Annotated in this window: 15 protein-coding genes and 1 pseudogene; 7 read left to right on the top strand and 9 right to left on the bottom strand. The window is 52.8% G+C overall.

The window, feature by feature from the left end; translation table 11 throughout:
• The first annotated feature begins 151 nt into the window (after nt 1-151).
• Nucleotides 152-562, top strand: a complete 411-nt coding sequence (gene cueR, locus VSR74_RS07555; RefSeq protein WP_347794097.1) for a Cu(I)-responsive transcriptional regulator — start codon at nt 152-154, stop codon at nt 560-562.
• Here the strand turns inward: cueR and VSR74_RS07550 are convergent.
• From VSR74_RS07550 to VSR74_RS07530, 5 genes and pseudogenes are all read right to left on the bottom strand, one after another.
• Complete coding sequence (locus VSR74_RS07550) at nt 559-1,026, bottom strand: NfeD family protein (protein WP_347794096.1); 468 nt, start codon at nt 1,024-1,026, stop codon at nt 559-561. The genes cueR and VSR74_RS07550 overlap by 4 nt on opposite strands.
• A complete protein-coding gene (locus VSR74_RS07545) occupies nt 1,023-1,940 on the bottom strand; it encodes an SPFH domain-containing protein (protein ID WP_347794095.1) in 918 nt (305 codons plus the stop codon). The genes VSR74_RS07550 and VSR74_RS07545 overlap by 4 nt, the downstream gene beginning before the upstream one ends.
• A gap of 198 nt (nt 1,941-2,138) precedes the next feature.
• A complete protein-coding gene (locus VSR74_RS07540; RefSeq protein WP_347794094.1) occupies nt 2,139-2,345 on the bottom strand; it encodes a hypothetical protein in 207 nt (68 codons plus the stop codon).
• Nucleotides 2,342-2,804: pseudogene (locus VSR74_RS07535) on the bottom strand (hypothetical protein). The gene VSR74_RS07540 and the pseudogene VSR74_RS07535 overlap by 4 nt, the downstream one beginning before the upstream one ends.
• A gap of 73 nt (nt 2,805-2,877) precedes the next feature.
• On the bottom strand, nt 2,878-4,050 hold the full coding sequence (locus tag VSR74_RS07530) for a YadA C-terminal domain-containing protein (RefSeq protein WP_347794093.1): 1,173 nt from the start codon (nt 4,048-4,050) through the stop codon (nt 2,878-2,880).
• A 370-nt stretch (nt 4,051-4,420) separates the two neighbouring features.
• On the opposite strand from VSR74_RS07530, the gene VSR74_RS07525 reads away from it, so the two are divergent.
• From VSR74_RS07525 to fetB, 3 genes are all read left to right on the top strand, one after another.
• A complete protein-coding gene (locus VSR74_RS07525) occupies nt 4,421-4,756 on the top strand; it encodes a hypothetical protein (RefSeq protein WP_015965501.1) in 336 nt (111 codons plus the stop codon).
• Between the two features lie 155 nt (nt 4,757-4,911).
• Nucleotides 4,912-5,583: an iron efflux ABC transporter ATP-binding subunit FetA gene (fetA, locus tag VSR74_RS07520; protein WP_347794092.1), complete on the top strand. Its 672-nt coding sequence runs from the start codon at nt 4,912-4,914 to the stop codon at nt 5,581-5,583.
• Complete coding sequence (gene fetB, locus VSR74_RS07515) at nt 5,576-6,355, top strand: iron efflux ABC transporter permease subunit FetB (protein WP_347794091.1); 780 nt, start codon at nt 5,576-5,578, stop codon at nt 6,353-6,355. Before fetA ends, fetB begins: the two co-directional genes overlap by 8 nt.
• Before the next feature lie 82 nt (nt 6,356-6,437).
• Here fetB and VSR74_RS07510 read toward each other — a convergent pair whose 3' ends face one another.
• Genes VSR74_RS07510 through tesA form a run of 3 tightly spaced genes read right to left on the bottom strand, consistent with a single transcriptional unit; the run spans nt 6,438 to nt 8,776 of the window.
• On the bottom strand, nt 6,438-7,292 hold the full coding sequence (locus VSR74_RS07510) for a co-chaperone YbbN (protein WP_347794090.1): 855 nt from the start codon (nt 7,290-7,292) through the stop codon (nt 6,438-6,440).
• 58 nt (nt 7,293-7,350) lie between these two features.
• Entirely contained in the window at nt 7,351-8,121 is a 771-nt protein-coding gene (locus VSR74_RS07505) for an SDR family oxidoreductase (RefSeq protein ID WP_347794089.1), read from the bottom strand.
• 28 nt (nt 8,122-8,149) lie between these two features.
• A complete protein-coding gene (gene tesA / locus VSR74_RS07500) occupies nt 8,150-8,776 on the bottom strand; it encodes a multifunctional acyl-CoA thioesterase I/protease I/lysophospholipase L1 (protein WP_347794088.1) in 627 nt (208 codons plus the stop codon).
• Between tesA and ybbA the strand changes: the two genes are divergently transcribed.
• The 3 genes from ybbA (at nt 8,744) to VSR74_RS07485 (ending at nt 13,262) form a co-directional block, all read left to right on the top strand.
• Entirely contained in the window at nt 8,744-9,430 is a 687-nt protein-coding gene (gene ybbA / locus VSR74_RS07495; protein WP_347794087.1) for a putative ABC transporter ATP-binding protein YbbA, read from the top strand. The two genes, tesA and ybbA, sit on opposite strands and share 33 nt — an antisense overlap.
• The gene (gene ybbP, locus VSR74_RS07490) at nt 9,427-11,841 is read left to right on the top strand and encodes a putative ABC transporter permease subunit YbbP (RefSeq protein ID WP_347794086.1); all 2,415 of its coding nucleotides are present in this window, start codon (nt 9,427-9,429) and stop codon (nt 11,839-11,841) included. Before ybbA ends, ybbP begins: the two co-directional genes overlap by 4 nt.
• Before the next feature lie 281 nt (nt 11,842-12,122).
• Nucleotides 12,123-13,262, top strand: coding sequence for a porin (locus tag VSR74_RS07485; RefSeq protein ID WP_347794085.1), 1,140 nt, complete (start codon nt 12,123-12,125; stop codon nt 13,260-13,262).
• 76 nt (nt 13,263-13,338) lie between these two features.
• Here VSR74_RS07485 and mnmH read toward each other — a convergent pair whose 3' ends face one another.
• Nucleotides 13,339-14,424 (bottom strand): tRNA 2-selenouridine(34) synthase MnmH, encoded by a 1,086-nt coding sequence (gene mnmH, locus VSR74_RS07480; protein WP_347794084.1) that lies wholly within the window; start codon nt 14,422-14,424, stop codon nt 13,339-13,341.

The following is a 14,424-nucleotide window of genomic DNA, read 5'->3' as shown; positions in this document are numbered from 1 at the left end:
TTATCATCTGAGTGTGATAAAGGTTAAACCTTCCCGCAAGGGGAAGGTCAAGGGGGTTTTTAGCATCCTGATAAAATTAGTCGCAGGGGGAGCCATTCAGATAGCTATTCAGGTTATAATATAACCGTTCTGTATACTGCAGGGGGAGAAGATGAACATCAGTGATGTGGCTAAAAAAACCGGTTTAACCAGTAAGGCTATCCGCTTTTATGAAGAGAAGGGGCTGGTGACGCCGCCGCTGCGCAGTGAGAACGGCTATCGTAGCTACACGCAAAAGCATATCGATGAATTTACGCTACTGCGCCAGGCGCGCCAGGTGGGGTTTAACCTGGAAGAGTGCGGCGAGCTGGTCACGTTATTCAACGATCCGAAACGCCACAGCGCCGACGTCAAAGCGCATACTTTGCAGAAAGTGGCTGAAATCGAACGGCATATCAGCGATCTACAGGCCATGCGCAACCAGTTGCTGGCGCTGGCGGAATCCTGCCCGGGCGATGATGGCGTGGACTGCCCAATCATCGACCATTTGTCAGGCTGCTGCGAGCATAAAAAACAGGCTTAATGCTTCGCGCCTGGAAGCAGGCGAACCCGAAGGGTGATACCTTCGACCGCAACGACTTCTATTTTTGCCCCGGCAGGGAAATCTTCATCGGCAATAACCGGCCATGCGCTGTCGCCCACGCGTACCTGACCGCGTCCATTCACCAGCGCGTTATCCAGCGTAAAACGTTGCCCCACAAGTTGTTGCCCGCGCTGGTTGAGGCGGCTGTCGGCCGGTTTCTGCTCTTTCACCTGACGTGCTAACCACTTTGACCATAGCCAGACTGCCAGCAGCATAAGTACGCAGAAAATGACCGCCTGCCACTCCCAGCTTACGGGCAGTATCCAGGTTAGCAAACCGGTGATCACCCCGGCGACACCGCTCCACAGGAGATAGCCGTTACCGCCGAGCATCTCGGCGGCCAGCAGCAGGCCACCCAGGCTTAGCCAGAAGATATGCGGATGCGCCAGAATCATGTCAATCATGGTTTTTTCCGTTCGCCTGCGCTGTCTTTGATGAGTTCGCTAATCCCGGCAATTGAGCCCATCAGGCTGCTGGCATCCAGCGGCATCATCACCACTTTACTATTATTCGCCGAACCAATTTTTTGCAGCGCTTCAGTGTATTTCTGTGCCACGAAATAGTTCACCGCCTGAATATCCCCGGCGGCGATCGCTTCGGATACCATTTTGGTTGCGCGCGCTTCGGCTTCTGCGGAACGTTCACGGGCTTCCGCCTCGAGGAAGGCCGACTGACGTTCACCTTCTGCTTTGAGGATCTTCGACTGTTTTTCCCCTTCGGCTTTAACGATTTCCGCCTGGCGGATACCTTCGGCCTCCAGAATATAGGCGCGTTTTGTACGCTCCGCTTTCATCTGGGCGTTCATGGAAGCAATCAGTTCTGCGGGCGGGCGGACATCACGAATTTCGATACGGGTGACTTTAATGCCCCACGGGTTTGTGGCTTCATCGACAATATGCAGCAGACGCGTGTTGATGCTATCGCGCTGAGAGAGCATTTCATCCAGCTCCATTGAGCCCAGCACGGTACGAATATTGGTCATCGTCAGGTTAATGATCGCCAGTTCCAGGTTACTCACCTCATAGGCGGCTTTTGGCGCATCAATCACCTGAATAAAACAGACGGCGTCAATGGTGACGTTGGCGTTATCTTTGGAGATAACTTCCTGCGATGGAATATCTAAAACCTGCTCCATCATGTTGATCTTACGGCCAATCCTGTCCATGAAGGGCACGACAAGGCTAAGCCCTGGCTGAAGCGTATTGGTGTAGCGGCCAAAACGTTCGACCGTCCATTGATAACCCTGAGGAACGATCTTGACGCCTGCGGCAACGATCACCAGAACAACAAAAATCAAAATAGGAATAAATATCAGCATGAAACCTCCTGTTAGACCGTCCGTTCATTCCAGCGGTATGAGACCGCTGCTGACAATAAGTATATCGACTAATGGGACGAAATTCGCCTGGCAGCATTCAAGATTGTTTCATGTTAAGGCCAAAGTACGGGACAGGACTTTTTAAAAAGCCCCTCTTAAAACCGGTAGTAAAAAGAGGGGAACATCATGCAGACACTATTATTGTTTTTTTAGCGTTTCAAGTTCTGAAAGGAGTTGATGGACTTCTGCAACAAGCAGTTTATTTGACTGATAAACCGCTTCCCGTTCTTCATTATTGGTATTAATTGCCTGGATGATCATCGTCAACGCCGCCAACTGCAGGAGGGCGAACAGGAATGCCGCGATAATCGCAGCATGAATGACACCATCCTGGCGGGATATCATTTCAGATACCCCTGGAATTGACCTTCTTTCATTAACGCCACTTTGCCGGTGCGGTGATAGACGACCACATGATACAGACCGCTTTGGTAGGTCGTGGCATCTGCATTATCTTCGTCAATAGCACAGAGTGAATCATTCAGATAAGCAAAGTGTTTGTCGCTCATTCTGAACGTGACGCCATATCCTTTATAAAGTGGTTTTTTTGTGCGCGGCCTGGCCATATTGCCTGACGTGATGATGACGTTTACTGCCAGAATCTTCATATGCCTCGCTGGCATTTTTATAAGCCTGCGCTTGCGAGGCACCGAGGATGGCCGCTTGTCTGTTTTGCTCAGCAAGATAGCAGGTATTTCGGGAGATCCCCTGCGCCTGACACTCCGCCATCCGCGAGGCTGAGGAGGAGCAACCGGCCAGCAGCACGGCAGCCAGCAGAGTGATTTTTTTCATCGTATTCATCATAAAAACCTATTGAGCATTATGTCTTCAGGCACAAAAAAAGGGCGCCCGGCAGAGCACCCTTTTTCCTGTCAAATTACCAGCCTACGGAAACACCCGCGCCATAACCCACGTTCTGCTGAGAGTCATCGCTGACGGTGGCTTTTACCGTAACGCTTTCTGCTGCGCGGAATGATACGCCCACGGCGATGGCGGACTCACCATCGTAACCGCCAACCCCGACGCCGATAGCCACGGTCTGGCCATTGAGAACCTGTGGAATGTTGGCCTGCGCCATCGCTGAAGAGGAACCCGCCGCCGCTTCGTGTTTATTTTCGTCAACAGTGTGCTTCAGGCTGCTGAAGTTGCTGTTGAGTTTACTTACCTGTGCGGCGTTACTCTCCACACGCTGCTGTGTACTGGCGATCTGCTGGCGATCGCTGTTGATCGCCGCACTGGCTTCACGGGCCAGATCCTTAATCTGCCCATTATAATACGCGGAGTCGTTTTTCTGCTGCTTCTTCACATCGGTTAACTGGCGGTTGGCTGTATCGATGGAGACCCGGTTAGCCGCGATTTCCTGGCTATGGTCGATGGCTGCCGCCGGAATAGTCGCTGCTTGTGCGGCTATTTGCTGCTGAACGGCGTCCTGCTCTGCGGCGTGTTTCGCCGCAATCATACCCTGAACACGCGCGCCATTTTGGATAGCGACCTGTTGCTGGATACCGGCAACAGAAGCGTTAACCGTCTTGATATTATTGGCGTTTTCAACAATCTCCTCACGATTTTTGGCAATGAAATGTTGTTGAGTTTCGTTAGCGTTGTGCTCCAGAGCTATTCTGGCCGTGTTATCGGTCGCCGTATCGCGGATATTTTGCATCTCTTTTCCCGCGGCAACTAACGCACTGTGGTGCTGCAACAGGGTTGCTGAGTGGTATGCAATGGCTGAGGTGTTTTGTGCAACCTGATCTTCTACCGTTATCTGAGGGACGGTTGTCGTGTCAGAATCCCGGGTAATCATGCCCTGGTAGCGAGCTTCATGGGCAATGGCTTCATTACGTTCGGCTTTATTGATGATAGCGCGCTTCAGCGCATTGCCTGTGCGATTGCTTTCATCTTCGATTCTCACGTTGGACTGAAGAACAAAGTGATCCGGCTGAGTGGTTTGCGCAGAAGAGGTATTGCTGGTTTGCGGCTCCCCGGCAAAGGCCGTCTGGGAGAGCGCGGCACTGATAACCATGGCTAAAACAGATTGGGTGATTGCGTTCATTTGTTAATTTCTCTTTAAAAATAAGACTTAAAAACGTTTCTGAAGGGCTCTTAAAATGATTCCATCAGAATCAAATATTGTTTCGAGTGAATGGAATTTACGCCGCATTAAATGTTAAGTAAAGCACGTTTAATCACTGATAAAGTGTGATTTTGTTCTGTTGTAAACTTAAATTGGTTTCTATTGGGGTGTTTAATTGTTTTTTGATTGTTGCAGTTATTTTGTAAAGAAAAGTAAAGCGTTGATTTGTCACACAATAAGTTTGGCGTTTCTGAACACCTAATGTTTGTGATGCCAAAATATGGTAAAATACGTTTCTTTGATTAATCTCAATTTTGAGGTGTCTTGAAACCGGTAGGGATTCATGTAAATGAATGATTTTGCGAAGATTTTTGAAGAGATGGGGCTGGATAAAGCGATCTTGCCGATATTGTTCAGGGCCAATCGATCCACCATACATAAATATTTGGATGGTTCGGTAAATGTCCCTGCCTCAGCTATGTCATTGATAATGTTGCTACAATTGGTACAAAAGCGTAATCCAGAATTGTTTGCTGAGTGGATGGTATTAAGCGATTTCACTATACCACCAGAAGTTTATCTGGAGCAGCCGGAGTACTGGAAAGGCTATAAATTCACAGAACACAAGGTCAATAAAAACGTTCTGGAATACTTAAAAGAGAACTTTCCTGACGGCAGTGAATAAGCATTAAACAGGGTACTGGAAAGGGCGTTTACCTGTATGACAGGTGAGCGCCTTTTTTAATACGTCATGTAAAATAACTCATTTTCGATTAGCTCCCCATCCATAAATATCGTTACACTGTATCCATCAGTCCGGAACAGGAGTTTCAAATAATCATGAAGGAAGGCAACGCGATTCTGCAATTAACAGCCGTGGGTTATCGCATCGGTGAACGACAGGTGTTGAATGATATCAATTTCAGCATTGCGCCGGGCGAGTTTAAACTGATAACCGGCCCTTCGGGTTGCGGTAAAAGCACATTATTGAAAATTATCGCCTCGCTATTAAGCCCGAATGAAGGGTCGATTCTGTTTAAGGGGCAGGATTATACCACGCTCTCGCCGGAGTCATACCGCCAGCAAGTCTCCTACTGTGCGCAAACACCCGTGTTGTTTGGTGATACGGTGTATGACAACCTGATTTTCCCCTGGCAAATTCGTGATAAACGTGCGGAGCCGGATACCTTTTTGGCATTTTTAAATCGTTTTGGTTTACCCGAAGAAACACTGTCAAAATCGATAAATGAACTTTCTGGTGGTGAAAAACAGCGTATTTCTCTGATCCGCAACCTTCAGTTTCTACCGGATGTTTTATTACTGGATGAAATTACCAGCGCGCTGGATGAAGAAAATAAGCATAACGTGAATGATATTATTCATCGCTATGTGTGGGAAAAGAATATAGCGGTGCTGTGGGTGACGCACGATAAAGATGAAATACAGCATGCGGATGATGTCATTACATTACCGTTTGTCGGAAAGGAAATGCAGGAGGCTTCCCATGAATGAACATGCCATCACCAATGAGTCGCTGGCGCTCTCGATGGTATTAGTGCTGGTGGCGATTGTCGTCAGCTACCGGGAAAAACTGGCACTGGAAAAAGATATTATCTGGAGCATCTGCCGGGCGGTCGTACAACTTATTATCGTCGGCTATGTACTGAAATATATTTTTAATGTTAACCACGCCATTTTGACATTGCTGATGGTGTTGTTTATCTGCTTTAACGCCGCCTATAACGCACAAAAACGCAGTAAATACATCAGCAAAGCGTTTGTCTCTTCGTTTATCGCCATCACCACCGGAGCCGCTTTAACGCTGGCGGTGCTGGTCTTTTCGGGGTCGATTGAGTTTACGCCGATGCAGGTGATCCCCATTTCCGGGATGATTGCCGGGAATGCGATGGTGGCGGTGGGGCTGTGCTACAACAATCTGGGGCAGCGCTTTAGTGCTGAACAACAGCAGATTCAGGAAAAACTAAGCCTGGGCGCGACGCCGAAAATGGCTTCAGCGCGGTTAATTCGCGAAAGTATTCGAGCATCGCTGATTCCTACCGTTGATTCGGCAAAAACGGTCGGGCTGGTGAGTCTACCGGGGATGATGTCGGGGCTGATTTTTGCGGGGATTGACCCGGTAAAAGCGATTAAGTACCAGATAATGGTCACGTTTATGCTGCTCTCGACGGCCAGCCTGTCGACGATCATTGCCTGCTATCTCACGTACCGGAAATTCTACAATTCTCGCCATCAACTGGTCGTGTCGCAGTTGAAGAAGATGTGAAAACGTCCCCACGGCCCTCAGAACTCACTACGAGCACAATCAGTCCCCTTCTCCCTTGAGGGAGAAGGGGGAGGGGGGATGATTAGTACAGCAGTGAATACAATTTACGGCGATACTTCGAGGCCAGCGCATCACCCGTACCTAACGCAGCCAGGATCTCCTGCAACATTTTGCGCGCCTGACCATCTGCCGCGGTAAGATCTTTTTGCAGATGAGCGAACAGCAGTTCCAGCGCTTCTTCATTACGACCGACCTGATGCAGTTGTAACGCCAGTTTGGATGCCAGCGCTGCGTCGTCCGGGCTTTGCTCAACTTGCTGCTGCAACTGCTGAATTTCCGGTGTATCCGCCGCCTGTTTCAGCAGTTCAATTTTCGCCATCAACCCCTGATAACGGGTGTCCTGATCCTGCAATGGCACGGTTTTCAGTACCGTTTCTGCATCTTCAGAGCGGTTGAGGGCAATTTGTGTTTCTGCCAGCAATAGGCCAATCTGACTGTCCTGATTAGACATCGACCATGCATCTTTCAGCAGCGGCAGCGCCTCGGCGTAGTTGCCTTCTTGCATTAATTCCATCGCCTGCTGCGCTTTCAACTCATCTTCACGCGGCAGCACTTTATCGAGCAGAGCACGAATGGCCTCTTCCGGCTGCGGGCCCTGGAATCCATCGACAGGCTGGCCGTTCTGGAACAGATACACGGTCGGGATTGCACGCAGCCCAAACTGCGACGCCACCATTTGTTCAGCATCGCAGTCAACTTTCGCCAGAATGAACTGGCCGTTGTACTGTGTCGCCAGCTTTTCCAGCACGGGCGTCAGTTCCAGGCAGTGTTGGCTACGCTCAGACCAGAAATAGAACAGAATCGGGGTGGTAACGGATTGTTCCAGCGTCTGGTGCAGGTTCGCTTCGGTAATATTGACAATATTCTGTACGGACATTAGGCACTCTCTTTTGTCGGTTTCCGTATTACATGGGGTCGCGAAGCCAGGCTTCAACTTAGCCGCGTAAAATTTTATCCAATGTGCGCCCGGGAAGCAGGCGCTTCAGCCAGCCAACCGCATGGGTGACCAGCGTCACCGGATAACGCAGCCTGGGTTTGTCGCTGATAAAGGCGTGACGCACTTTTTCAACCACCGCATCCGGGCCCAGGGTAAAGCGAGCGGCGATGCCGGGGTTTTTCACCGGTTTATCCTGATCAATTTGATTGACGTTTTCCGTAAATCGCGTGCGAATCGGGCCAGGCTCAATCAGGCTAACTTTGATACCCGTTGTATGCAGTTCCATGCGCAGCGCATCAGACCACGCCTCCAGCGCATATTTGCTGGCAGCATAAGCCCCGCGGCCGGGCGTAGAGATAAGCCCCATCACCGAAGAGGTCATCACAATGCGGCCTTCACCGTGCGGAAGCATTGCCGGCAGCAGGCGCTGTGTCAGTTGATGCGCGCCGAAAAAATTAGCGGAAAATTGCTGCTCCAGTTGCCCCCGGCTAAGGGTGCTGAGCGGGCCATACATGCCGAAACCGGCGTTGTTGAACAGACCAAACAGGCGATTATCGGTGAGCGTTATCACCTCATCGGCGGCACGGTCTACGCTTGCGGGGTCATCGAGATCCAGTTGAATACCAATGAGCCCCATCCCGTTCATGCGTGAAACATCTGCGCTGTTGCGACAGGCGGCCAGAACGCGGAATCCCTGACGCTTGAGCTCAAGCGCGCTCTCCAGACCAATACCGCTGGAACATCCTGTAATTAAGACCGTTTTTTGCATAACTTTACCTGAGTACGCCCCTTTCTCTTCAGGAGTCGTGATTAACTAGTGGTGCCAGACGTGTCGCCATCCAGTCGGCGATGAACGGCTGGGCGTCACGATTGGGGTGAATGCCATCATCCTGCATCCACTGCGGTTTGAGATAAACCTCTTCCATAAAGAAGGGCAGCAGTGGGATAGTAAATTCCTGGGCAAGCTGCGGGTAGATTGCGCTAAAGGCCTCATTATAGCGGCGTCCATAGTTTGCAGGCAGACGAATTTGCATCAGCAGCGGCTCGGCGTTAGCGCTTTTAATTTGCTGCAAAATGGCGCGCAGGGTTTGCTCGGTTTGCTGGGGCTGAAAACCACGCAGGCCATCATTGCCACCCAACTCAACCAGCACCCAGCGCGGCTTATGCTGCTTTAACAACGCGGGCAGGCGCTCCAGCCCCTGGGCTGACGTGTCGCCGCTGATGCTGGCATTGATCACCTGCGTTTTAGGCTGCCATTTGCTGTTAAGCAGGGCAGGCCAGGCCGTATTGGCGGCCATACGATATCCCGCGCTCAGGCTATCGCCGAGAATTAATAATTTGTCTGCGGCAGCGACGCGGAAGCTTAACAGAATCAATAACAGGACGGGCAAATGCCAGCGGAAAACGTGCTTGAAGTTCATCATCTTAAGAAATCCGTCGGTCAGGGAGAGCATGAGCTCTCCATCCTTACCGGAGTTAACCTGATTGTCAAACCGTCACAGACCATTGCCCTGATTGGTGAGTCGGGATCGGGGAAGTCGACGCTACTGGCGATTCTTGCCGGGCTGGATGATGGCAGCGGCGGTGAGGTCAAACTGCTTGGTCAGCCACTGCACGAACTGGATGAAGAGGCCCGCGCTCGCCTGCGCGCACAACATGTTGGCTTCGTGTTTCAGTCGTTTATGTTGATCCCCACGCTGAATGCGCTGGAAAACGTTGAACTTCCGGCGCTACTGCGCGGCGAGAGTGACAGCCAAAGCCGGGGCGGGGCAAAAGCATTGCTCGAACAACTGGGGCTTGGCAAACGCCTGCACCACCTGCCGGCGCAGCTTTCTGGCGGCGAACAGCAGCGTGTTGCGCTGGCGCGCGCGTTTAACGGTCGCCCGGATCTCCTCTTTGCCGACGAACCTACCGGAAACCTCGACAGGCAGACCGGCGATAAAATTGCCGACCTGCTTTTCTCCCTTAACCGTGAACACGGTACCACGCTCATTCTTGTCACCCACGATCCGCAACTGGCGGCGCGTTGCGACCGCCGTTTACGGCTGGTGAATGGTGAATTGCGGGAGGAAGCATGATTGCACGCTGGTTCTGGCGGGAGTGGCGCTCGCCGTCACTGCTGATTGTCTGGCTGGCGTTGAGCCTGGCGGTGGCCTGTGTGCTGGCGCTCGGCAGCATCAGCGACCGGATGGAAAAAGGTTTAAGCCAGCAAAGCCGTGAATATATGGCGGGCGACCGCGCGCTGCGCAGTTCCAGGGAAGTGCCCGCCGCCTGGCTTGCCAAAGCGCGGGAAGAGGGGCTGAAGGTGGGCGAACAGGTCAGTTTTTCGACGATGACCTGGGCGGGAAATACCCCGCAACTGGCAAATGTTAAAGCCGTGGATAGCGTCTACCCAATGTACGGCGTGCTGGAAACCAAACCTCAAGGTGTAAAGCCGCAGCCAGGCACTGTTCTTCTGGCTCCGCGTTTACTGGCGCTATTGAACCTGAAAATCGGTGATGAAATTGATGTTGGTGATGCCACGCTGCGCATTGCCGGAGAAATCGTGCAGGAGCCGGATGCCGGTTTCAACCCGTTCCAGATGGCGCCTCGCCTGATGATGAACATGGCGGATGTCGGGAAAACCGGGGCGGTGCAGCCCGGCAGCCGGGTAAGCTGGCGTTATAAATTTGGCGGTACGGAGGCGCAGCTAGCCAGCTATGAAAAGTGGCTATTGCCCCAGCTAAAACCTGAGCATCGCTGGTATGGCCTCGAACAGGATGAAGGCGCGTTGGGTAAATCGCTGGAACGTTCACAACAGTTCCTGCTGCTTTCTGCGCTGCTGACATTGTTACTGGCGGTCGCGGCGGTGGCGGTGGCGATGGGGCACTATTGCCGCAGCCGTTACGACCTGGTGGCGATCCTCAAAACGCTTGGCGCCGGGCGGGCGCAGTTGCGTAAGTTGATTATCGGCCAGTGGGTATTGCTGATGGCGCTGGCAGTGGTGACTGGCGGGGCGATGGGGCTACTGTTCGAACATATTCTGCTGATCCTGCTTAAGCCTGTTTTACCCGCGGAATTACCTTCCGCCAGTGCCTGGCCATGGCTGTGGGCGACAGGCACGATGGTGGTGATTTCGCTGCTGGTGGGGTTGCGTCCTTATCGGCTACTGCTGGCGACTCAGCCGCTGCGGGTACTGAGACGTGATGTGGTTGCCAGCGTCTGGCCGCTAAAATTCTATATTCCGCTGATTTGTCTGGTGGTCGTTGGTTTGCTTGCCTGGTTGATGGGCGGTAGCCCGCTGCTGTGGTCAGTGCTGGCTGGTGCGGTCGTGTTGGCGTTGTTGTGCGGTGTGCTGGGCTGGATGCTGCTCAACGTACTCAAAGGCTTAACCCTGAAATCTCTGCCGCTGCGTCTGGCGGTGAATCGCCTGCTGCGCCAGCCGTGGGCTACCCTCAGCCAACTGGCGGCGTTTTCCCTCTCCTTTATGCTACTGGCGCTTTTACTGGTGCTACGTGGCGACTTACTTGACCGCTGGCAGCAACAGTTGCCGCCGGAGAGCCCCAACTACTTCCTGATCAATATCGCATCAGAACAGGTGCAGCCGGTGAAAACGTTTCTTGCGGAACATCAGGTGATCCCCGAGGCGTTCTATCCCATCGTCCGCGCGCGTCTGACGCAGATTAACGGTCAGACGACGGAAGGCAATAAAGATGAGTCCCTCAACCGTGAGCTGAACCTCACCTGGCAGGATCAACGTCCGGATCATAACCCGATTGTGGCCGGAGCCTGGCCGCCAAAAGCGGGCGAAGTCTCGATTGAAGAAGGTTTGTCAAAGCGTCTGAATATCCGGCTCGGCGACAAGGTCACCTTTACGGGGGATACGCAGGAGTTCAGCGCTACAGTCACCAGTGTGCGCAAAGTCGACTGGGAGAGTCTGCGACCCAACTTCTTCTTCATCTTCCCTGCGGGCATGCTGGATGGGCAGCCGCAAAGCTGGCTGACCAGTTTCCGCTGGGATCGTGATAACACCTTATTGACGCAGCTTAATCGCGAATTTCCGACGATCAGTTTGCTGGATATTGGCGCCATTCTGAAACAGGTTGGGCAGGTGCTGGAACAGGTTAGTCGGGCGCTGGAAGTGATGGTGGTACTGGTGACGGCCTGCGGCGTGCTGTTGTTGTTGGCGCAGGTACAGGTTGGAATGCGTCAGCGGCATCAGGAACTGGTGGTTTACCGCACATTGGGTGCCAGTAAAACGCTGCTGCGTACCACACTGTGGGCGGAGTTCGCGCTGCTGGGGCTGGTTTCCGGGCTGGTGGCCGCCATTGGCGCAGAGACGGCGCTGGCAATGCTGCAAACGCGGGTGTTTGATTTCCCGTGGGAGCCGGACTGGCGCCTGTGGCTGGCGTTGCCGCTCTGTGGCGCAGTGCTGCTGTCGCTGTGCGGCGGCTGGCTGGGGATTCGTCTGCTGAAAGGAAAAGCGCTGTTCCGCCAGTTCAGCGGCTAACTCATTGCCGGATGGCGCTGGCGCTTATCCGGCTTACCCACGTTGTGCTTCTCGTAGGCCCGGTATGCGCTAACGCTACCGGGCAAAGAAAACTGCGCGCCAAATCTCACTTTTCCCTTTGCCCCTGAAAGTTCCGTGGATTTGTTCAATAAAGGCACAGATTGTATAGAACAGTCAGGTTAACCGCACAAATTATTAAAAAACGGTAAAGATAAGTTCATTTATCCACGATAGTATTCAGTTGCTAAATAAATGGCAGTTAACCTATTCAAGGAAAAACAATGTCCATAAAAATAAAAGCGCTGGCACTCTCGATCGGCGCAGCAGTGGCACTGACGACTTTCGCAACTCAAGCGGAAATCACCGTTTTAAAAGCTGATCCGCAGGCAGGCGATCCGCTTAGCCGTCTCAACTTCACCGTTGGCGGGAGTATCCGTCCTCAGTTCCAGAATATGACCGGGGATGATGGTGCGAACGGCTACAAACGTAATGGCTTCGACGGCGGCACCCGTTTCCGTTTCGCTGCTGATTACTACCTGTTCGATGATATTAGCTGGGTCAGCTACTACGAACTGGGCGTTAACTTCCCGGCGATGTTCAACTGGGATAATCACTATGCCGATGGCGCAAACGACACCACCCGTCGTATGCTCTACACCGGTCTGAAAAGCGATACCTGGGGTACGCTGACCTTCGGCCAACAGAACAGCATCTACTATGATGTGGTTGGCGCGAAAACCGATATCTGGGACTACGACATGATTGGTCAGGCTCCGGGTAACGGTATCAACGGCGACTACGATGGTTCTTATCGTACCCGTAACTCTCTGAAATATAAGAAAACTGTAGGCGATGTTGATCTCTACGCTTCTTACCTGTTCAGCGATGACCTTAACCCGAACAACGGCCTGAAATATAAACGTCGTGGTGGCGGTTCTCTGGGTGTGGATTACCACATCACCAAAGACCTGACCTGGGGTACCTCCTGGAACTACACGCGTGCTGAAATGCGCGGTGAAGATCAGGGCAGCAAAACCTACGATCAGAACATTGTCGGTACCGCGTTTAGCTGGAAACCGGACAACTGGACTTTCGCCCTGGGCGGCGGCTGGTACCAGAACTTCATGACCACCAAGAAAATCGACGCGAAAGATTACTTCGCGGGCGACGCGTGGGGTCTGGAATACTTCGCGGGTTACACCTTCCCGATTGGTCAATACGCTGTTAAATCCATCCAGCCGTACTTTATGGGTGACCGTATTGAATACGTGAATGGTCGTAACTATCTGCGTACCGACAACGGCGTAGGTATCAGCTTCCAGTTGGATTACGGTTTCCGTGTTGATTACGAACACGTGTTTACTTCCAGCACCGATGACCTGGGTGATATGAACCTGGTGCGTCTGCGTTACGACTTCTAAGTTGTTTCCCTCCGCGTGAGGGAGCGTAAAAGAGTAAAGCCGGCCGGTGGTGACACCGTCCGGTTTTTTTGTGTTTTTACTCCTCCAACAACCACTCTTCCACCGCTTCCGATGTGCCGCAGAACACAATCTTGCTGGCTTTTTTCTCCAGTTGATAGCGGTACATTGGGTCGTAATACTCATTCAGCAATGGAATGAGCCAGGCGAAGTGCGGTTCGGTTGAACCGCTACGCTGCTGCTCTGCAAGTGCCCGGTCGAGTTTTTGCGTCAGTTCAGTAAATCGCTGTAGCCCCAGACGTCGGCGGATGGCGAACAAGCCGTGATGCAGATATTCGCTGTATTCCTGCCAACCCTGCTCTTCACCAAAGGCGGCCATAAACGCCTGATGCATATGTGTGAAATACTCTTCCCGTAGGCGTTCCAGACGAACTGCAAAGGGATCTTCCACCACGGCGATAGGCGATTGCACCATTCTTTCGCGCAGGCATTCCGGCAGGTGGTTAGAGCCAATCATAAAGCCTTCATCTTCCAGCACCCAGCGCAGCGTCTCCTGGCCATGGCTGCGCTGTAGCAGCGCACAGGCGAGGTGATTTTCAAAGGTCGCCTGCGGATGCTGGGCATCAAGGGTTCTGCCAAAAGAGGAGCCCCGGTGATGAGCAAGCCCTTCGAGATCGATGCCAAAAGGCTGCTTGCGTACCAGCGGCGTTTTGCCATTACCCGTACAGCCGCCAATCAGCACGATGGGATGCTGAACCAGCGCTTCCGTGGCCTGGATCGCGGCCTGACGCAGTGCTTTGTAACCCCCTTCAATCAGGGGATAAGTGGTGCCGCGCTCTTCCAGCCATGCCTGAACGATATGCGAACGTTGGCCGCCGCGGGCGCAGCAGAGATAACCGTGTTCAGCGCTGGAGCAGGCGTCGAGCCAGCCGCGGATGCGTTGCTCGCGGGTTTCGCCACTGACCAGTTGATGACCCAGCGCCAGCGCGGCATCCGGCCCCTGACGTTTATAGCAGGTGCCGACGGCGGCGCGCTCATCGTCATTCATCAGCGGTAAATTGATTGCACCGGGCAGGGAGCCCTGGGCAAACTCAACGGGGGCGCGAACGTCAATGATGGGGGTACCGGAAGTCAGAATGGCCCGGTAGTCCGTCCCATTATTCAT

It is taken from the genome of Pseudocitrobacter cyperus (assembly GCF_039889165.1).
Lineage (GTDB): Bacteria > Pseudomonadota > Gammaproteobacteria > Enterobacterales > Enterobacteriaceae > Pseudocitrobacter > Pseudocitrobacter cyperus.
This window is presented reverse-complemented; position numbering and strand designations above follow the sequence as displayed.